We start from the raw sequence: 18,656 nt of genomic DNA on the forward strand, positions 1-18,656 counted from the left end.
GGCGCTATATAAATTGGCGCTATATAAATTGACGCTATATTAGATTCGCTGCCAGCGGCACCACAATAACTGTCATCAGACCTGCCACTGCAATGGACAGGCTGCTCATGGCGCCCTCGATTTCTCCCATCTCCAGCGCCTTGGCCGTGCCCACTGCGTGGGCGCTGGTTCCCATGGCCAGGCCTTTGGCAACCGGATGACGGACCCTTAAGAGCTTCAGCACAGCCTCCCCGGCCATATTGCCCAACACGCCTGTAAGTATGATGCTCATGACTGTCAGGGTTACGATGCCGCCCGCCTCCTCGCTGATACCCATGCCGATGGCCGTGGTTATGGACTTGGGAAGCAGGGTCACGTAGTGGACATGGGCCACCCCCAGCACCTTACACATGAGAAAAATACTCACCGCACTGGTAATTACCCCCGACGTAATGCCCACCGCCACTGCATCCCCATGCTTCTTTAACAGATGCAGCTGCTTATACAATGGGATTGCCAGACAGACCGTTGCTGGCGTAAGAAGCCAGCTGAGATAGGATGCACCCTTATTATATGTTTCATAATCCATTCCTACTCCCAGAATACAGGCAATAATCAGGGCTGCCGACACCAAAAGCGGATTCAGTATGGCCAGTTTTGTCTTGTTCTTAAGCCAGCAGGCAAACAGATAAGCGCCTATGCTGAGCACAAGACCGAAATATTGTGTCTGTTCCAGTATCATTCTTATACCTTCCCTCATATCACTGCTCCTCCCCTTGGTGTTTTCTTCCCATGACCCACTGGGCCATGCATCCGGTCACTGCCATGACCAGAAGGGTGGATACTCCTATGATAATCAGGAAAGGCACCAGCACTGCCTTTACCTCTCCGATGCACTCCACGATTCCCACGGTTGCCGGTATGAACATCATGGTCATGGTGTCCATGAGAAAATTCCCGGTGCCCTCCACGCTCTCCAGCTTTATGGCCCCGCACATAAGGGCCGCCAGCATGATGAACAGGCCGTATACACCTGCCGGTACAGGCAGGGGCACCACATGATTCAATACCTCCCCTGCCAGGGTTATGCCCAGGATGATTCCTATTTGCTTAACATATCTCATATCTTCTGTCTCCTCCTGCTGTGCTGGAGCGTGCCCTGCCAATGCTTTCTGTCATGCTCCGGTTATGTTTAAAATTCGCACGGCATTTATTCTACCACTGCATATTTCCATAATCAACCATAAGACGGATAAATACACAAGAAATACAATCTTGCCATTGCAATGGAAGCATTCCTGCCCTACAATATAGGAAAGTCCAAAGTCAGGAATCCAGGAGGCCGTCACACCCATGAGCATGGCGCATACAGCTATTACTATCCATACAACAACATTATCCCGGAAAGAGCAGGAAGATATACGCAGGATTGCCAGCCTGTGCCGCCGCGCAGACGGCCTGAGCCTTTCCTGTCCTGAGGACGGGGACGAATACTGGCTCCTGGAGGAGGGTAAAATCCCGGCCGCCTTCATGGCTGTCTATAAAACAGAGGAAACCATATGGGAATGCTACGCCTTCACACACCCTGACTTCAGGAGAAAGGGATATTTCTCCGCGCTCCTGGAACAGGTCTTAAGGTACAGTGAGACGCAGGGGGAGCCGGAACTCTGCCTTGTAACCGACAACAGGTGTCCGGCTGCCGCTGCTGCCCTTCAGAAGCTGGAGGCAGAGCTGTGGTATGAAGAATATATGATGGAACTGGATTTGGCGGCAGCCGCAGCTGCTTTTGAGGATAAGATATCCTCCGCTCCTGCATCCCTGCCAAATACGGAATTGGATATAAACGTGGGCACAGCTTCGGACGGTGTTCTTGTCTGTGCCCGCAGGCCGGCTAAAAACGGGAAGCCCGGCGGCGTATCCGGCCCGGATACCCTCTCAGACATCTGTGTCTCCTGCCGCCTTTCCCTGAACGGCACGGATGCATACATGTACAGTCTGGAGACAGTCCCTTCCCTGAGGCGCCGGGGACTGGCCGGCTGTTTTCTCAGACAGCTCATACACATGCTGGGGGATAAGGGAATCCGCCGGCTCCGCCTTCAGGTATCCGGGTCCAACGAACCGGCCCTGAATCTCTATAGAAAAACAGGGTTCCGCATAACGGAAACCCTGTCCTACTATCTCTACTAGAGCCTGTTTAAACGGCTGATTCACAGCCCCTGTCAGTCCGGATAGTCCTGAAAATCCAGTCAGTCCCTGCGCACCGTAACACCCTGGGCCTCGATTTTCTTTCGTATTTCCAGCATCTTCATGTCCGTGCCGGCAATAACCTCGGCACATTGTTTCAGCTCCTCACTGATTTCTCCGTTGTCGTCAATAAAGGACTTTTTATACTTCAGCTGATGGTCCAGGCTGGCCCAGAAATCCATGGCAATGGTACGAATCTGAACCTCCACCCGGATGGGCTTCTTGCTGTCAGAGAAGAACACCGGTATCTCGATAATCATGTGGTAGCTCCGGTATCCGTTGGGCTTGGGATTCTTGATATAATCCTTCACCGCAATCACCTTTACATCATCCTGCCTTATCAGCATGTCTGCCACTTCATAGATATCATCCAGGAAGGAGCAGATAATCCTGATTCCGGCCACATCGTCCAGATTCTTTTCCATGGACTCCAATGAGACCTCGAATCCCCTGCGCTGCAGCTTTTCCACTATGCTCTTGGGCTTCTTCACACGGGACTTTATCATTTCGATGGGATTGCGCTGGTTCTTTACGGACAGCTCGTCGTTCAGCACCTCCAGCTTTGTCTTGACCTCCCTGATTGCACAGGTGTATCTCATCATAGCCTGCTGGAACTGGCGGGCCTGGTCAACCCACATCTCCGGCACCTGGACCATATCCGGTACATTGACGATGGACTGATGAAGCTCGCTGTTGGGATTGATGTTAATGTTCATCGGTTCACCTCATTATCTATGGTTTACTACTGCCGCCGCAGTCTTTTATAATGCCTCAACTGCCTTAACAGCCTCGTCAAACCACGGCATTTCAAGATATTCCACACGGCCTGCATCCACCATCTGGGCAATGGCAGGATCAATGGGTATCTGAGCCAGAACCTTGATGCCGTGCTCTGCTGCGATTTCCTCTACATGGCCCTCGCCGAATACGCTGATGCGCTTGCCGCAGTCCGGACATTCCAGATAGCTCATGTTCTCCACAACTCCCACAATGGGGATATCCATTTTCTTTGCCATGTTCACTGCCTTGGCCACTATCATTCCCACCAGCTCCTGGGGTGAGGTTACGATGATAATACCGTCCACCGGCAGGGACTGGAATACGGTCAGGGGAACGTCGCCCGTACCTGGCGGCATGTCCACGAACATGTAGTCCACATCCTGCCATAAAGTCTCAGACCAGAACTGTTTCACGGCGCCTGCAATCACAGGGCCTCTCCAGATAACCGGGTCCGTGTCCTTATCCAGAAGCAGGTTGGCGGACATGATTTCCACGCCCTCCATGGACTTGGCCGGAAGCATCAGGTTGCCGTCCGGCGAGGTTGCCACGCCCTCATTGCCCACTCCAAAGGCCATGGGGATGGACGGTCCTGTGATGTCTGCATCCAGGACAGCTGTCTTCTTGCCCTTGCGGTTCATGCTCACCGCCAGCATGGAGGTTACTAATGACTTGCCCACGCCGCCTTTACCGCTGACAACGCCAATTACCTTCTTTACGGAGCTGGCCGGATTCAGTGCCTCCAGAAACTCGCTTTTATCTACCTTGCGGCTGTCGCAGTTTGCACTGCATGAGCCGCAATCATGGTTACATTCACTCATGTTTTGTTCTCCTTCCAATATTTCTAAGCGTAACTTTAATTATAAATCTAATTCTCCATATTGTCCATTGTTTTCTGGCTGTTCATTTCCCTGTCAAAGGCTGTCGCTGTTCACTGCTGCCAGCAGGCGTCTGAGTGCAAATTCCGGCCGTTTGACCATGGCTTCTTCCAGTACAGCCTTATTGGAATCCGAGTGCTCCACCTCCCTGGAAAAACGGTGGGCCACATCCGCAAAATCCATGAAGGAAAGCCTTCCTCCCTGTGCGGTCCACAGAGCCTGGGCCAGCTCCTCAATCAGCAGGGTGGCTGCGGCCGCCATCTTCATTTTTCCATAAGGTTTTTCATTGTAAACAGCCCCGCAGAAATAGGTGAACACAAAATACACCATGAGCTGTTCCTTAAGCACGGGCAATTGCATTCCAATCCCGCTGTCCAGAAAAGCCCGGCGCTGCGCCTCATATGGTTTTCTTCCCCTTCCATAAAGAATCTCCTTCATCCCGGAAGCAAAATCCGGCCACTCCCTGCCCAGGACCTCCATTTCGGAAAACAGGGAAAATGCATCTTTCATGACCCCGTATCTGGAAAAAGAGGCCTGTACTGCATTTGCCTGCATCCGGCCGGGACACGGCCCCCAATTCTCAGCCGTCCATGTGCCCGCTGCCCTGCGGTACCGCTCAAAGAGCTGGTCCGCCTCGCAGAGCCGTCCTTTTCTGATACGGGCCTGCAGGTCATGGGCCAGTCCCAGGCACAGGGAGGTTCTGTCCGCCCATGTCCAGGCACGGTTCCTGAGAATATCCAGTGCCAGCTCCCTGGCATCCATCAGCTTGGTGTAGAGAAAGAAGTCAAAATCCTCATAAGATTCCTCCCGCTCATCCTCCCTGGTAATGAACCGCACCGTTTCCCTGCAGCCCAGTATGATTCTGGCTGCCTCGATACAGGAAAGGCAAAGGCTCATCTCCCTGCAGCCCTCAAATTCCTCTGTATGCCTGGGATATGTGCGGCAGGTGCGGCACAGGTATCCCGGACCTGCCTCGCTGTAGATGTCGCATAGATTCTCTTCATTTAAAAACGCACACCTCCCATGGTACTGTTTAAAGGAGCCATCCTTCCAGTGGATGGAATGATGCAGCCGGCTGCCAAAGGCCCCGTCCATGTTCCGGTACTTCTTAAGGGATGCCCTGTCAATCATAATGCCCCACCCGGCGCAGCAGGTGTCCGGGCATTCCGACGCAATGCATTTAAAACCATTGTAATAGTGGGGAACCGTATATATCATATATGCCTCCTTATAAATGCCGGAGCTGTCCCCCGCAGGGCAGCGCTTCGTAGATGGTGCATCCCATCTGCTCCTCAAAATAATCCTTTATCTCCAGTACCTTTTTCCACCTGGGTATGGTATAGGGATGGACCCCGTAACGGATGGTCACGTCCACAAACCTGGTTTCCAGGGGACAAAAACCATCGGGCAGGGCCAGGCTGTCGCAAAGCTGTACCAGACGGTCATAATCATCATAAACTGCCCGGGAAATGAATTCCTTCATGAATTCATAATCAGAGGGCGTCACATCAAACTCCCCTATGGACGTACCGATATCCTGTATCATAAAGGCATGGCTCATACAGATTCTGGCAGCCTCCTCCCATGGACCCGGATTTAATCCCGCAGCCCACTTAAGCTCCTGTTTTGCTCTCTCTCTGTCCGGTATCATTGTCTTCCTCCTGATTCTGTTTGTCCCGCTGCCTTAAACAACAGGGGTTCCTTTGTATTTTAGCTGGACTCCGTTTATTGTACTACCAAATCATAGAGATATCTACCTTATGCCGGAGATTTAGCAGGGGAATCCCTTACAGGACTTAACAGAACAGCTCCGGCGCGGCTAATCCGCAACGGAAATATCCCGCTGCAGCCAATGGTTGGGCTGCAACGGGACACTGCATCAATCTGTTATTCTATTCCGTTTTGGTTTTTAACCCCAGCCCTGTGCCTCTATTTTGCCAGGGCCTCCAGCACGTCCTCCGGACGGATGGGAAGCTTATAGAACTGCCTGCCCACTGCATTGGAAACAGCATTGGCTATGGCCGGCGCTACCGGGACAACGGCGCACTCCCCGATGGATTTGGCTCCGTAAGGACCTGTCTCCTCCTCGGAATCCAGGAAATCCACGGTAAGCTTCGGCATTTCCTTCATGTTAAGAATGTGGTATTTCTTAAAATTGCTGGTCTGGTTTCTGCCTGTGCTGTCCAGCTTCATTTCTTCGCAGAGAGCATAGCCCAGACCCATGGAAATACCGCCTTCCAGCTGTCCGGTTATGCCCATGGGATTCACCACCCGGCCCACGTCATGGACTGCCGCGTATTCCAGAACCTTAATCTCACCAGTAACCGTATCTACTTGCACCTTGGCAAAATGGGCCCCGCTGCTCATGGGTCCTGCCTCTGAGTGGAACATGTAGGAACAGCTTAAGTCCTCCTGATGCTTTTCCCTGGCATGGACCGCAATATCCTTCATGCTCACAAACTTTCTGTGAATATCCACGCACCATACTGCATCGTCGTGGAAATCCAGGTTATCCGTGGTAGTCTCAAGAAGCTCCGCCGCCAGCACGGCTATCTTGCCGCGCATGATTTGGGCTGTCTTTACCGCTGCGTGGCCGCTGGTGTAGGTACCCCTGGACGCATAGGCTCCCAGGTCCGACATGGCTGCGTCCGTATCTGTCTTTATGTAGGCAATATGGTCCAGCGGAATGCCCAAAACCTCGGAAATCAGCATACACTGGGTAGTCACGGAGCCATTTCCCATGTCCGAGGTTCCGGTGGTAAATACAATGGTTCCGTCCTCGTTCATCTTGATGGTGATACCCGTAATATCCGGCATAAATGGGAACATGGATGTTCCGTGGGAGCCGCAGGCCATGCCGACGCCTATGAGATAGCGGCCCTTCTCTTTCCTGGATGCCTCCATCTGCTTCTTGGCTTCGTACCAGTCAATCAGCTCCCGTCCCCGGACCACACAGTCCTTTAAGCGGAAATTGCCAAAGGATTCCCCGTCATTGCAGGCAGCCTCAAAGGGGTCCGCCAGGTTCTTAAGGAACACGTCGGCCGGGTCCAGGCGCAGGTTCCTGGCAATCTCATTTATCATGGATGATACCGGAAAGAACTGCTGCGGCGAGCCGAATCCCCTCATGGCGGAAGCCACCGGCGTATTGGTATAGACCGGTATGCCGCGGCATCTCATATTGCGGGTCTTTAAGAGCTTATAAAACTTGCCTCCCGCCGCCCAGCAGACGGACATGGTGGCGCTGGTGTGGGCCCCTGCATTTAAAATCATGGTTTCATCCGCGGCCGTGATGGTTCCGTCCTTTTTCACTCCCATGGCCAAATCCACCTTGGCTGCATGACGGGTGCGGGTGCAGCAGAACTCCTCGGTCCTGGTGTATACCAGTTTTACGGGATGGCCGGTTTTCATGGCTAAAAGGGCTGTCACCGGCTCTGTCACCAGGTCAATCTTACCTCCGAAGCCGCCGCCCATGACAGGACTGATAACCCGTATCTTACTCATGGGAAGCTCGAAAATGCGCTGAAGGTTAATTCTCTGGCCAAAGGCATCCTGGGTGGGTGTCCACACGGTCAGCTTTCCGCCTGCATCATACTCCGCAATGGATACATGTGTTTCCAGGGAACAATGGTTCACTGCCGGCATCTCGTATCTGTGACGGAATACAAGGTCCGCGTCCCTCAGGGCGCCGTCCACGTCCCCGCCGGAATTATTGGACTCCATGATGATGTTGCCGCCCTGATGAATGGGGTATGCATCCTCCTTCATGGCCTCCTCCGGGTCCAGATAAAAGGGAAGCTCCTCATATTCCACCGTGATAAGGGAAAGCGCCTTTCTTGCAATCTCCTCTGTGTCGGCTGCCACAGCCGCAACCTTATCTCCCACAAAGCGCACTACCTGGTCAAACACCAGCTCGGATGGATTAATGTCCTTATCCTCTCCGTTTCCGTTGTAAATATTTTTAGGAGAGTCCTTGTAGCAGACCACGGCATGAACCCCTTCCATGGCCATGGCTGCCGAAGTGTCTATGGACTTAATCCTGGCGTGGGGAACAGGGGAAAATAAAATCTTGGCATGCAGCATTCCCGGCAGCTTCATATCCGCCACATACCGCATCTGCCCTGTCACCTTCATGGCTGCGTCCCTGACTGGCACGCTTTTTCCTATCATTCCGTTCTTTGGCATCTCACATGACATGGCTATCTTCCCTCCTTTCTCATGGCCTGGGCCGCACGCTTCACGGCCTCCAGTATCATTGCGTATCCGGTGCAGCGGCACAGGTTGCCTTTCATGGCTTCCTTGATTTCCTCCTCGGTTGGGTCCGGATTCTTATCTAAAAGAGCCTTGGCAGCCATAACCATACCCGGCGTACAGAAACCGCACTGTATGGCGCCGCAGTCAATAAATGCCTGCTGTATTGGATGAAGGGTAAACCGGTCAGGGGATACTCCCTCAATCGTCTCAATGGACTTTCCTCCCAGGTCCATTGCCCTTACAGTACAGGAGTTGACAGCCTCCCCGTCAATGATGACCTTGCAGGAACCGCAGTCCCCTGTGCTGCATCCGCATTTGGTGCCGGTCAGGTCCAGGACCTCCCGAAGGGTGTGGAGCAGGGTCCAGTTTTTCTCCACTGCTATGCTATAGGTTCTTCCGTTAACGTTTAATGTTACTAATTCCATCTTGACCTCCCTATCTGATATGTTCTGCCTCTATGCCTCTTCCTTTTTCTCGACAGGAAGAATGATATTCAGTACCAGGGCAGTGATGGCTGTACCGGAAATACCGGTAAACAGCGTGACAACCGTGGATGGAAGGAACGCAAGGGTTCCTGCTGCCTGGGCGAAATTACCGCCGATTCCCACTGCCGCCGCCAGGGCAATGATGGTAAAGTTTCTCTTGTTGTTCTCGTCAAATCCAATGACCTTGATACCGCTGGCAATGATATTTCCGAAGGTAACTAACAGAATACCGCCTAAGACCGGATTGGGAATCAGGGCCAGTATCTGTGAGAACTTCGGGAATATGGCCATTAGGCCGAAGATAACGCCTGCAATGGCTGTGACAAATCTGGATGCCACGCCGGACATAACCTCCACGCCGGAGTTCTGGGCAGCCACACACATGGGCAGTGCATTAAACAGGGTGGAGAATATGCCGCCCAGGGCATCGCCCCGCACGGAAGCTTTTAAGGTCTCCTTGGTGGGAAGGCCCTCGTCCGTGGCAGTGACAACGCCGGTGGTATTGCCGGAGTTCTCCATAATGGTTGCAATATGGATGATAAATACAGTGATTACAGCGCCCAGATTCACTGTCATTCCAAAGCTGAGAGGTCTGGGAACAGCTATCCAGGAAGCGTTTCCTACCTGAGAGAAATCCACCATTCCGGTTGCGGCGCAGAAAACATAGCCTGCCACCATGGCAATGAGCACTGCCAGTGACTGGACAATACCCTTTGCAAAATGGTCGATGATAATGCAGATTGCGGCAATGGCCACACCGATAAGGAACAGCTTCATGGCATCCGGTCCCGTTGGATTGTAATCCACCATGTCGTTCCAGGCATTGAGAATAAGGCACATTCCCACTGCCAGAACCACGGAGCCGGTTACTGCGGGCGTAAAATATTTGTACAGTTTGTCAATAACAATAGGTCCCAGCAGGAACAGCAGCAGCGTGCCAAGGCAGGCAGCGCCAAAAGCTCCCGGAATCCCGATATTCGGGTCATTTGCAAACAGCACCATGGGCGTGATAAGGGTCCAGCTGCCTGCGGACACCAGGGGCAGCCTGGCGCCAATCTGGAACTTACCGATGCGTATTCCCAGCGACTGAATCAGTGTGGTGATGCAGCAGGCAAACAGACCGCATTGAATCAGGAATGCCGTATCTGCCGAGTTCATCCCGGCTCCGCTGGCAAGCATGATGGAACCTGTCATGGAACCTGTAAAAATAGTAAACACGTATTGAAGGGCCCAAGGAACGGCCTTACCGGCAGGAACCTTGTCGTCAAATCCATATTGCATTTTCATAAAATATCCCCTTTATAAGTTTTATCATATATCAGTTGTCAAGTTACGAATTGCCGTGTTGGAGCATCAAAACCTGGCCTCTTTCATGATTCTGGCCATCTTTGCCATCTTCCGTCCCAGGATTTCACAGTTCTTAAAACCCTCCGGGTCGTCTATCTCTGTGGAGCCGTCTCCGGGATTCCACAGCATGGGGCCGGAATACATGCCTGAGCCGCCTGTACAGACCGTCATTCCCTGGGTCAGGAAAAAGTTGGTGATGGAATTCATGGTGGCCTCCTGGCCTCCGTTGCGGGTGCCCCCTACCGTGATTCCCGCCCCCACCTTGTGGGCAAAGAAGTCAGGGTCCTCCACTCCCTTAAGCCATGCGGAGCGGAACCGGTCAAAGAAGGTGCAAAGCTGTGCCGTGATATTCATCTCATAGACAGGTGATGCGATGATTACGCCGTCTGCCTCGTAGAATTTGTCGTACAGCTCTGTCATGTCGTCCTTAAACACGGTGCAGCGGTCGGATTTATCCCGCAGGCACTTGTTGCAGTGGATGCAGAAATTCATCTTTTTGGCGCGCAGCTCCACCAGCTCCACCTCCACGCCTTCCTCTGCATTCTTAGCTGCTTCAAGGGCTGTCTCCAGCGCCTTGTAGCAGGATTTGCGGCGCGGGCTGCCGCAGATTCCCAGTATCTTAACCATATGTTTCTTCCCCTTTCCCGGCGCAGTGAGACTGCACCGTATGAAGTTCTATTTATCTCCCAAGGCTGCCAGAACCCGGTCGGGCCTTGCCGGAAGTTCATTGATTTCCCCGTGGACAGCGTTGCAGATTGCATTCACCACTGCCGGAGCAGCCGGAACCACAGGACACTCGCCCAGGGCCTTTGCCCCGTAAGGGCCATCCGGTTCCCCTTCCACGGTTTCCACAAAGTCCATATAGAGCTTAGGCATCTGCGATGCCCGGAGCACCTTGTATTTTTTCAGTGTCTGTACCTGGGGCTTTCCATTTCCGTCATAGGCCATGTCCTCGCACAGACCATAACCCAGTCCCATCTGGATGGCGCCTGCCAGCTGTCCCTTCAGCATCAGCGGATTGATGGCGCGGCCGATGTCGTGAACCGCCGCATATTCCAGGGGCCTTACCTCCCCGGTCAGGGTGTTGACTTCCACCTTGGCAATATGTACCCCGTAGGAAGTGGCGCCCCGTTTTGCCTCGTAAGTCTCAGCCACCATCAGCTCCCTCATGCTCACGGACTGGCAGTAAACCATCACATCGTGAAGGGAGGCATGTTTCTCCTCATTGGTCCGGCTCCAGGCACTGTCATGGTGAAGCACGATATCATCCGGCTCTGTCTCCAGAAGCTTGGCTGCCTCTGTCTGCAGTTCCCGTTTCATTGCCTCGGCTGTTTTCTTGGCCGCGCTTCCTGCCACGAACACGCCGCGGCTGGAATAGTCCCCGATATGCCAGTGGACCACATCCGTGTCCGCTGCCAGGCAGTCAATCCGGTCCATGCTGATTCCCAGCACCTCTGAGACAATCTGCATCTGCATTCCCAGGGTATCGGTACCCATGTCGTGGGAACCGGTATAGTAAATGCAGGAGCCGTCCTCATTCATCTTAATCATGGGGGTGGTCACATCCCGGTGGGCGCCTACGCAGTTGTTGCCGTGGACTCCCAATGCCAGGCCCACGCCTATACGGATATCCTGATTCCTGGTGGCCTCCTGCTCCTTCAGGCAGGCTTCATAATCTATGAGCTCCAGTGCCCGCTTTAAGCAGTCCTTGGGCCTGGAGTTGCCGTGGGGCTTGTGGAAAATAGGGTCGCAGCTGTCAGGGTCCACCATATTCTTCATCTGCAGGTCAGCCATATCCATGTGGAGGAAATCGGCAATTTTCTGCATCTGTCTCTGCCACCCGAAATAGACCTGGGGCGAGCCGTACCCTCTCATGGCTCCTGCTATCTCGGTATTGGTGTACACGGGCTGGCACTGAAAACGCATGTGGTCAATCTTATATGCCTTAAAGACCTTGTGGGACATGGCGCCGCTTACGTTCAGGGCGCTGGACGCATAGGCTCCCGTATTGGTGTAAACCTTAAAGTCCACTGCCTTTAAGGTGCCGTCCTTCATGAATCCCGTCTTCACATAATTCACAGAGGCATGGCGCACACGGGTGGACAGGATGCTTTCCTTCCGGTTGTACTCCACCTTCACAGGCTTTCCCGTCATCCGGGACAGCACTGCCGCCACCGGCTCCACTGTCACCTCCAGCTTGCCTCCAAAGGCTCCGCCGATGGCCGGGGCCACCATCCGTATCTTGTTATAAGACAGGCCGAAGATACGGGACATAATGACACGGAAGGCAAAGGTATTCTGGCATGGGCTGTATATGGTCAGCTTTCCGGCCGGATTAAAGTCAGCTATGGCTATGTGCGGTTCAATGGCAGCATGGTGGATGGACTGGGTGGTGTAGCGGTCCTCAAATACATAATCGCACTCCTTAAAAGCCTCCTCCACATTGCCTGCCTCTGCCCTGGATACGCCCACGATGTTGCCTCCCTCATGAATCGGGTAGGCTTCGGGCTTTATGGCTTCCTCCACATCGGTAATCACAGGCAGGGCTTCGTACTCCACCTTAATCAGGTTTACTGCCCTTTTGGCAATATCCAGGGACTCTGCTGCCACGGCAGCCACCCGGTCCCCCACAAAACGAACGGTATCGTCAAAGATACGCTCCGTGTCAGGAAGATTGTGCTCAATGAAGCGGACCGCGCTGTTGTAGCGCACCTGGGGCGTATTCTTATAGGTGGCCACTGCCCTCACCCCAGGCAGGGCCTCGGCCGCGGAGGTGTCGATGCTCTTGATTCTGGCATGGGGCACCGTGCTCAGGAGCACCTTTGCGTAGAGCATTCCGGGCAGTTCCATATCACCTACATATATTTTCTGTCCCGTTACCTTCAGGGCAGCGTCGCCTATGGGTCTTGGTTTTCCGATTACACTGTATTCATTCTCCATCCCGTTTTCCTCCCATCCGGCTGGCAGCCAGTAAAATGGCCTTCACGATATTGTCATACCCGGTGCAGCGGCAGAGATTAGGGTCAATGGCCTTTCTGACCTCCTCCTCATCGGGGTCCGGGTTCTGGTCCAGAAGAGCCTTGGCTGACATAATCATACCCGGAATACAGAAGCCGCACTGAACGGCTCCCGCATCCACAAAGGCCTGCTGGATTGGATGCAGATGGATGCCGTCTGAAAGGCCCTCAATGGTTTCAATGGCCTTGCCTTCCAGATTAACAGCCTTTACCAGGCAAGAACGGGTGGCAATTCCGTCTATAATGACCATGCAGGCACCGCAGTCCCCTGTTTCGCAGCCGCATTTGGTTCCTGTTAGCTTCAGGCCGTCCCTCAGCGTCTTTAACAGCGTCCAGTTTTTTCCAACTGCCAGTTCCCGACAGACCCCGTTGATATTCAGGCTAATTGTTTCCATATTGTATTTCCTTTCAGAACATCATTTGACTTGTTGTTTGAAGAACCGGTACGCATTGTCAAAGAAAATCTTTTTCACTGTTTCTTCCCCAATGCCGTGTTCCACCAGATAGTCCGCAAACTGTCCCAGACCGTAAGGCGAGGACAGGTCGGGGTCGCAGGTAATCTCGCCGTCCATGTCCCCGCCCCAGGCTATCACATCCTCTCCGCCCAGCTCCAGCATGTGGTAGATGTGGCGCAGCAGATAATCCTTGCTTCCATTGTCATCGTCATCTATGAACCGGGAGAACAGATTCAGTCCGCACAGGCCTCCCCGGCGCACGATTTCCTTAAACTGCGCGTCCGTAAGGTTTCTGGGGTGGCTGCAGCACGCCCTGACATTGGAGTGGGATGCCACGAAGGGACGTTCTGCAATGTTCAGAAGGTCCTCAAACCCCGCATCGTTGAGATGGGAACAGTCCACAATCATGCCCACCTGCTCCATCCGCTTTACTGCTTCCTTTCCAAAGGCTGTGAGCCCGGTATCATTGGCCGGACCGGACCCCAGCTCATTGGCCCCGTTCCATACCAGCCCCAGCATTTTGAAATTCAGGGCTGCAAAGCGGTCTACGTTGTCCAGGTCACCGTTTAAGGCTGCCCCGCTTTCAATGGAGCGGATAAAGGCCCATTTTCCTGCATCCAGTATCCGGTCCAAATCCGCAATTTTTTCCACCAGTTCAGCCTGGCCTCCGGTTCTTCTGACCTGGTCATCCATGTACTGGTGGTAATCCAGCACAAACTGCACTGCCTCCTGTCCGCGGACATCATCGGGCACAAATACAGCCATGACCTGGACTGCCTTTTCAAATTTATCCCGGTCCCTGAGGGAGAACTGGGTGGTGCAGTTAAGATAATCCTCTCCCCGTTTCTTTAATTCTTCTATGGTGTCGCAGTGTAAATCAAAGAGCCTCATAGTATGTATTCCTTTCTCACTGGATTTGTCTGTGCCGGCCCTCCGGCACAGCCTGCGGTCAGCTCCAGAATGCCAGCGCCTTGTCAAACTGGTCCTGGGGCATGGTCACATAGCCCACCGGAACCCTGCATCCTGTTGCTTCATACATTTTCTTTGCCAGTTCTTCACCGAAAGCCCCGCAGACCTCAATGGCCCCAAAGCCCTCTTCACCCAGACGTTTCGCCAGGGCCACGGCCTCCTCAGGATTCCTCACCGTGAGGATATGCGTCTCAACCTGCTCCAAATCCAGGCGCGCCATGTCTTTTTCCGGGTCATAACCCGGGTTCATAATTACCATAGCCCATTTCTTCATCGCCATAATAAATCCTTTCTCGCTATGAGCACTTAGCGCCTGTCTTTTAGGCGCTTACGTGCGATGCATGTCATCTCCACTTAGTGAGGTCCTCCACGAACTTAGTGGAGTGGCTCGCTATGAGCTAGCGCCTGTCTTTCAGGCGCTTACGTGCTATACGCATCTGACCCCGGCAAACAGGGCAAAGCGTGTGGGTATGGACCTTACACGCTTAAGCCCTGCTTCCCAGGGAACTATCCTTTTTATGCTGCTATTTCAACAGCGCCTTCATAACTCCGTAATAGGATTCCATTACTTTGTTCAGCTGGTCTATCTCAATGTATTCGTTGATGGTGTGGGCCAGTGTCTCAAGGGACGGGCCAACGCCTACGGAACGGATTCCCGCCTCGCCTGCATAGTGGCTGGCATTGGTGCAGAAATCATAGTTGGTGATGGTTGGGTTCAGGCCTATTTCCTTCATTTCCTTATAAATGTTCTGTACCCAGTCCTCGTTCTTGTCGAAGAGCCATCCCGGGAAGAAACGCTCTGCCTCAATTGTTTCTCCGGTCCAGCACTTCTCCTGTCCCACTGCGTAGGAAACCTTTGCCTTTAACTGCGGGTCTTCCTTCATCATACGGTCCAGCAGCTCCTGCAGCGGAGCTATAACGCTCTCCTTTGTCTCTCCGGTCAGAAGACGTCTGTCATAGGTTGCGCGGCAATAATCCGGCACAACGGATGCGCCCGGATATGGGGAGGATTTTACATCCACCAGTTCCAGGATGCCGTCGCCCAGCACATCGTGGTGAGGCGGTGTCAGCTTATTGATTTCCTCAATTACCTTGCACATCTTATAGACAGCATTGACTCCCTTGTCAGGGCTGGCAGAGTGCGCCGGAACACCAAAGGTCTCCACCACGATTTCCGCACGGCCTCTCTGGCCAATCTTCATATTTAACTGGGACGCCTCGCCGATGATAACATAATCCGGCTTTACATAAGCGCTGATTTCCCTTGCAGCCACGCCCTCAAAGCACTCCTCATGGACAACGCCCGCCACATAGATATCCCCCGGGAAGTCATAATCCGCATCCTCTGCATAGTAAAGTGCTGCTGCCAGCATGGCTGACAGGGCGCCCTTCATGTCGGAGGTTCCCCGTCCGTACATCCTGCCGTCCACGATTTCAGCGCCGAATGGGTCGTGATTCCATTTTGTCTTATCCGGTACAGGAACCGTATCCATATGGCCGTCAAACAGAATCTTTGGTCCCGGCCTCATACCCTTGATATGGCAGATGCAGTTGCCGTATCTGTCTACATGGATATCCGTAAACTTGTGCTCGCCACAGAATTTCTTCATTACGTCTACTACCAGGTTCTCCTGTCCGCTGTAGCTGGGAGCCTGAATCATCTTGGTTGTGAGGGCCAGAAGTTCCTCCGCCCTTTTCTCGTTTAACATTGACATTTGTTTTTCTTCCTTTCTATATATGAATGGATTCCCTGACAGTGCCGGATAAAGCAGCGGCCATCAGGGTTAACTACTTCACCAGCTCGTAGAAGTCCTTTGACTTCTGCGCCAGAGCAAGGTCCTTTTCTGTCTGGGGAGCCAGCTCCGCCGTGAGGGCGCCTGTAGGACATACATCCAGGCAGAGTCCGCAGCATCTGCATTTATCCATATCCACTGTCATCTCAGGGAAGGTGAGCTTCCTGGCGCCATAGCAGCAGACTGTCTCGCACTTTTTGCAGCTCACACATTTCTTTGTGGCGCCGTCCTCCTTAAATGGGGTAAAATGGAACTTCAGGCCGGAAATATGCTCTTCACTGGGGAAATTGGGATGGGCTGCCCTGTTTACTTCCTGGATGGAGTTGTATCCCAGCTCAGCCAGACGCCTGGACAGGTCGTAGCACATTTTCTCCACATACTCCACACCCTTAAGGATGCCTGCGGTGCAGACGCCTATGCCCATGGCTCCCGCCATCATGTACTCAATGGCATCATCGGCCTTCATGACTCCGCCGGATGCATACAGGTTCATGAGCTGCGGGTTTTCTTTGGCTATCTGGTAATTGTAGCGCATGGCAATGGGTCTCATGGCAGCTCCTGTCATCCATCCAAAGCCGTCCCCGCTCATCATCTCGGGCGCTGCCTTCTCAATATCAATCTTCAGCGTGGGGCCGATGGAATCAATGGCGCAGATACCGTTTGCACCGTGCTCCAGACATTTTCTGGCAGTTCCCACTGTGTCGGGCCAGTTGCCGGACAGCTTGCAGATAACGGGAATGTCCACATGCGCCTTGGTATAGTCCAGCATGGGAATCAGGGTATCCTCTGTATAGGAAACCAGCTCAATCATATGGGCCCCCGCACGTTCCACATCCTTTACAATGGCCTGGGCCTCCTTCAGGGTGTGGCCCACGGAACCAATGACAACAGCTCCCGCTGCAACGGTTTTGGGTATCTCGTTCTCATACCAGTTAAGACGGTCGGAATCAGCCCATTTCTCACAGTTAATCAGGGAATCCTGGTTCACAGTGCCCATGTGGTGCACCGGGTTGATGGCGGCTCCCAGGCGGATGGTCTTTGTCACCACGGCCCCAGCCCCGGACTCATGGCCCTTAATCATTCCCTCAGCCCCGTAGCATAAGGGGCCGGACGAGAGGATGTAGGGGCTCTGCAGATGGCATCCGCAGAAGTCTATGGAGATATCTGCTCCGGTTAATTTTGATTTATCTAACATAATTTACCTCCAGCTTTTGTTTACTTAAGTCCGCCTTCCCATACAATGGTCTTATAGCGGTCAGGGTCCGTGTCTCCCTCGGTGGAGAACATAAGTACCTTGGAATCCTGGTCCAGTCCAAGCTCTAAACGCAGCTCGCGGTAGGATTCATCCATCATGATGGTGGCCAGGGCGCCGAATGTGGCTGCGCCGGACTCACCGGAAATGACCTGGGGGTCTCCCTTAAAGGGAGCTGCCAGCATACGCATGCCCCTTCTGGCCACATCATCATTCACTGCCAGGAATGCAGTCACATGGTTCTTTAAGATATCCCAAGAAGTGATATTGGGTTCGCCGCAGCACAGTCCGGCCATAATGGTAGGCATCTCGCCGTCCACAATACGGATTTCCCCGTCTGCTGCCTCCGCCCCCTTGTAGAGGCAGGCCGCAGGCTCTGCTTCCACCACTACCATCACCGGAGGATTCTTCTTATACTTGTTGGCAAAGTAGCCCACCACGCCTCCTGCCAGGCTTCCCACGCCGGCCTGGACAAACACATGGGTGGGGCGCTCCTCAAACTGCTCCACTGCCTCGTCCGCCATGGTGGAATAGCCCTGCATAATCCAGGAAGGAATCTCCTCGTAGCCTTCCCATGCAGTGTCCTGGATTACCACGCCGCGCTCCGCGTGTTTTGCCTCCTCGGCTACCATCCTGACACAGTCGTCGTAATTTACCTTCTCAATGGTACACTCAGCGCCCTCGTCCTCAATGTGGCGGCGCCTGTTCTCGGTGGAGCCCACAGGCATGCGGATAACGCATTTCTGCCCCAGCCGGTTGGCTGCCCAGGCAACTCCTCTGCCGTGGTTGCCGTCTGTTGCTGAGAAAAAGGTTGCCTGGCCGAATTCATCGCGAAGCTCTTTGGAGGTGAGCACGCTGTACGGCATCTGGCTGATGTCCCGACCAGTCTCCTTGGCAATGTATTTTGCAATGGCATAGGAACCGCCTAATACCTTGAATGCATTTAAGCCGAACCGGTAGCTCTCATCCTTTACACAGGCCTTGGCCAGGCCCAGATATCCTGCCATGTTCTTAAGGTCTGCCAAAGGCGTTACCTGGTACTGGGGAATGCTCTCATGGAAAGCCCTTGCCTTCTTTACCTCCACCACAGACATGATGGGAAGATTTTTATCTTCGGTCTTAGGCATTTTGTTTAAAGCCCATTTGATTTCACAGCTCATGTTCCAATATCTCCTTGATTTTATATTGAGGGCAGTCATCCGCCGGCCC

At 53.4% G+C, this 18,656-nt stretch carries 18 protein-coding genes; 1 reads left to right on the forward strand and 17 read right to left on the reverse strand.

The window, feature by feature from the left end; genetic code table 11:
• Nucleotides 1-34 precede the first annotated feature (34 nt).
• Entirely contained in the window at nt 35-739 is a 705-nt protein-coding gene (locus I2H39_RS05005) for an LrgB family protein (RefSeq protein ID WP_138305755.1), read from the reverse strand.
• Nucleotide 740: 1 nt separating this feature from the next.
• The gene (locus tag I2H39_RS05010) at nt 741-1,103 is read right to left on the reverse strand and encodes a CidA/LrgA family protein (RefSeq protein WP_138305754.1); all 363 of its coding nucleotides are present in this window, start codon (nt 1,101-1,103) and stop codon (nt 741-743) included.
• Between the two features lie 229 nt (nt 1,104-1,332).
• Between I2H39_RS05010 and I2H39_RS05015 the strand changes: the two genes are divergently transcribed.
• A complete protein-coding gene (locus tag I2H39_RS05015; RefSeq protein ID WP_195625940.1) occupies nt 1,333-2,166 on the forward strand; it encodes a GNAT family N-acetyltransferase in 834 nt (277 codons plus the stop codon).
• 59 nt (nt 2,167-2,225) lie between these two features.
• Here the strand turns inward: I2H39_RS05015 and I2H39_RS05020 are convergent, their stop codons facing one another.
• The 15 genes from I2H39_RS05020 to dpaL form a co-directional block, all read right to left on the reverse strand.
• Complete coding sequence (locus tag I2H39_RS05020) at nt 2,226-2,939, reverse strand: GTP pyrophosphokinase family protein (protein ID WP_138305752.1); 714 nt, start codon at nt 2,937-2,939, stop codon at nt 2,226-2,228.
• Between the two features lie 45 nt (nt 2,940-2,984).
• Nucleotides 2,985-3,821, reverse strand: a complete 837-nt coding sequence (locus I2H39_RS05025; RefSeq protein WP_138305751.1) for an Mrp/NBP35 family ATP-binding protein — start codon at nt 3,819-3,821, stop codon at nt 2,985-2,987.
• 93 nt (nt 3,822-3,914) lie between these two features.
• Nucleotides 3,915-5,096, reverse strand: coding sequence for a flagellin lysine-N-methylase (gene fliB / locus I2H39_RS05030; protein WP_195625941.1), 1,182 nt, complete (start codon nt 5,094-5,096; stop codon nt 3,915-3,917).
• A gap of 10 nt (nt 5,097-5,106) precedes the next feature.
• On the reverse strand, nt 5,107-5,529 hold the full coding sequence (locus tag I2H39_RS05035) for a hypothetical protein (protein ID WP_195625942.1): 423 nt from the start codon (nt 5,527-5,529) through the stop codon (nt 5,107-5,109).
• A gap of 278 nt (nt 5,530-5,807) precedes the next feature.
• Nucleotides 5,808-8,072 carry a molybdopterin cofactor-binding domain-containing protein gene (locus I2H39_RS05040; protein ID WP_138305748.1) on the reverse strand — a complete coding sequence of 755 codons (2,265 nt, stop codon included), beginning with the start codon at nt 8,070-8,072 and terminating at the stop codon, nt 5,808-5,810.
• A gap of 2 nt (nt 8,073-8,074) precedes the next feature.
• A complete protein-coding gene (locus I2H39_RS05045; RefSeq protein WP_195625943.1) occupies nt 8,075-8,554 on the reverse strand; it encodes a (2Fe-2S)-binding protein in 480 nt (159 codons plus the stop codon).
• A 30-nt stretch (nt 8,555-8,584) separates the two neighbouring features.
• Nucleotides 8,585-9,901 (reverse strand): solute carrier family 23 protein, encoded by a 1,317-nt coding sequence (locus I2H39_RS05050; RefSeq protein WP_138305746.1) that lies wholly within the window; start codon nt 9,899-9,901, stop codon nt 8,585-8,587.
• A 66-nt stretch (nt 9,902-9,967) separates the two neighbouring features.
• A complete protein-coding gene (locus I2H39_RS05055; protein ID WP_138305745.1) occupies nt 9,968-10,588 on the reverse strand; it encodes a flavodoxin family protein in 621 nt (206 codons plus the stop codon).
• 48 nt (nt 10,589-10,636) lie between these two features.
• Nucleotides 10,637-12,901, reverse strand: a complete 2,265-nt coding sequence (locus I2H39_RS05060; protein WP_195625944.1) for a molybdopterin cofactor-binding domain-containing protein — start codon at nt 12,899-12,901, stop codon at nt 10,637-10,639.
• Entirely contained in the window at nt 12,891-13,373 is a 483-nt protein-coding gene (locus I2H39_RS05065) for a (2Fe-2S)-binding protein (protein WP_138305743.1), read from the reverse strand. The genes I2H39_RS05060 and I2H39_RS05065 overlap by 11 nt, the downstream gene beginning before the upstream one ends.
• A 21-nt stretch (nt 13,374-13,394) precedes the next feature.
• A complete protein-coding gene (locus I2H39_RS05070; protein ID WP_138305742.1) occupies nt 13,395-14,324 on the reverse strand; it encodes a membrane dipeptidase in 930 nt (309 codons plus the stop codon).
• A gap of 58 nt (nt 14,325-14,382) precedes the next feature.
• Complete coding sequence (locus I2H39_RS05075) at nt 14,383-14,676, reverse strand: DUF6506 family protein (protein ID WP_243281773.1); 294 nt, start codon at nt 14,674-14,676, stop codon at nt 14,383-14,385.
• A 250-nt stretch (nt 14,677-14,926) separates the two neighbouring features.
• Entirely contained in the window at nt 14,927-16,117 is a 1,191-nt protein-coding gene (locus I2H39_RS05080; RefSeq protein ID WP_195625945.1) for a YgeY family selenium metabolism-linked hydrolase, read from the reverse strand.
• A 73-nt stretch (nt 16,118-16,190) separates the two neighbouring features.
• On the reverse strand, nt 16,191-17,390 hold the full coding sequence (locus tag I2H39_RS05085) for a 4Fe-4S binding protein (protein ID WP_195625946.1): 1,200 nt from the start codon (nt 17,388-17,390) through the stop codon (nt 16,191-16,193).
• A gap of 20 nt (nt 17,391-17,410) precedes the next feature.
• The gene (gene dpaL / locus I2H39_RS05090) at nt 17,411-18,607 is read right to left on the reverse strand and encodes a diaminopropionate ammonia-lyase (RefSeq protein WP_138305738.1); all 1,197 of its coding nucleotides are present in this window, start codon (nt 18,605-18,607) and stop codon (nt 17,411-17,413) included.
• Between the last annotated feature and the right edge of the window lie 49 nt (nt 18,608-18,656).

Source organism: Clostridium sp. 1001283B150225_161107_B6 (assembly GCF_015556325.1).
Classification (GTDB): domain Bacteria; phylum Bacillota; class Clostridia; order Lachnospirales; family Lachnospiraceae; genus Enterocloster.

Excerpts from the sequence above, each read along its gene's own strand:
- I2H39_RS05005 (WP_138305755.1), bottom strand. The coding sequence starts at position 739 with ATGAGGGAAGGTATAAGAATGATACTGGAACAGACACAATATTTCGGT.
- I2H39_RS05010 (WP_138305754.1), bottom strand. The coding sequence starts at position 1,103 with ATGAGATATGTTAAGCAAATAGGAATCATCCTGGGCATAACCCTGGCA.
- I2H39_RS05015 (WP_195625940.1), top strand. The coding sequence starts at position 1,333 with ATGAGCATGGCGCATACAGCTATTACTATCCATACAACAACATTATCC.
- I2H39_RS05020 (WP_138305752.1), bottom strand. The coding sequence starts at position 2,939 with ATGAACATTAACATCAATCCCAACAGCGAGCTTCATCAGTCCATCGTC.
- I2H39_RS05025 (WP_138305751.1), bottom strand. The coding sequence starts at position 3,821 with ATGAGTGAATGTAACCATGATTGCGGCTCATGCAGTGCAAACTGCGAC.
- fliB (WP_195625941.1), bottom strand. The coding sequence starts at position 5,096 with ATGATATATACGGTTCCCCACTATTACAATGGTTTTAAATGCATTGCG.
- I2H39_RS05035 (WP_195625942.1), bottom strand. The coding sequence starts at position 5,529 with ATGATACCGGACAGAGAGAGAGCAAAACAGGAGCTTAAGTGGGCTGCG.
- I2H39_RS05040 (WP_138305748.1), bottom strand. The coding sequence starts at position 8,072 with ATGTCATGTGAGATGCCAAAGAACGGAATGATAGGAAAAAGCGTGCCA.
- I2H39_RS05045 (WP_195625943.1), bottom strand. The coding sequence starts at position 8,554 with ATGGAATTAGTAACATTAAACGTTAACGGAAGAACCTATAGCATAGCA.
- I2H39_RS05050 (WP_138305746.1), bottom strand. The coding sequence starts at position 9,901 with ATGAAAATGCAATATGGATTTGACGACAAGGTTCCTGCCGGTAAGGCC.
- I2H39_RS05055 (WP_138305745.1), bottom strand. The coding sequence starts at position 10,588 with ATGGTTAAGATACTGGGAATCTGCGGCAGCCCGCGCCGCAAATCCTGC.
- I2H39_RS05060 (WP_195625944.1), bottom strand. The coding sequence starts at position 12,901 with ATGGAGAATGAATACAGTGTAATCGGAAAACCAAGACCCATAGGCGAC.
- I2H39_RS05065 (WP_138305743.1), bottom strand. The coding sequence starts at position 13,373 with ATGGAAACAATTAGCCTGAATATCAACGGGGTCTGTCGGGAACTGGCA.
- I2H39_RS05070 (WP_138305742.1), bottom strand. The coding sequence starts at position 14,324 with ATGAGGCTCTTTGATTTACACTGCGACACCATAGAAGAATTAAAGAAA.
- I2H39_RS05075 (WP_243281773.1), bottom strand. The coding sequence starts at position 14,676 with ATGAAGAAATGGGCTATGGTAATTATGAACCCGGGTTATGACCCGGAA.
- I2H39_RS05080 (WP_195625945.1), bottom strand. The coding sequence starts at position 16,117 with ATGTCAATGTTAAACGAGAAAAGGGCGGAGGAACTTCTGGCCCTCACA.
- I2H39_RS05085 (WP_195625946.1), bottom strand. The coding sequence starts at position 17,390 with ATGTTAGATAAATCAAAATTAACCGGAGCAGATATCTCCATAGACTTC.
- dpaL (WP_138305738.1), bottom strand. The coding sequence starts at position 18,607 with ATGAGCTGTGAAATCAAATGGGCTTTAAACAAAATGCCTAAGACCGAA.